Annotated in this window: 1 protein-coding gene; it reads right to left on the bottom strand. The window is 75.1% G+C overall.

Annotated features, from left to right (window positions below):
- On the bottom strand, positions 1-281 hold a 281-nt coding region (locus ACZYRN_RS19410; protein WP_488913200.1), incomplete at both ends, for an aldo/keto reductase.

Raw genomic sequence — 281 nt, 5'->3', positions numbered from 1 at the left:
AGCACGAGGTCCGCCCCGTCCAGGCGCGTGCGCACCTCGGGGTCGAGCACCAGGTCTGCCGCGGCGAGCGCCTCTTCGAGCTGGGCGACGCTCGAGATGCCGACCACCGGGATCACCGGCACCGGCCCCCCGAGCAGCCACGCGAGCGCGACCTGGTTGGGGGGCGCGCCGATCTCGGCGGCGACGTCGTGCAGCACGCGCACACGCTCACGGTTCGACGCGTGGCGCATCGGCGCCCACAGCGGCTTGTCGTCGCGCGTGAACGCCCCCTGGTGCAGCGG

It is taken from the genome of Domibacillus sp. F004 (assembly GCF_057814295.1).
The sequence above is the reverse complement of the archived record's forward strand: the minus strand, read 5'-3'. Positions and strand labels throughout refer to the sequence as shown.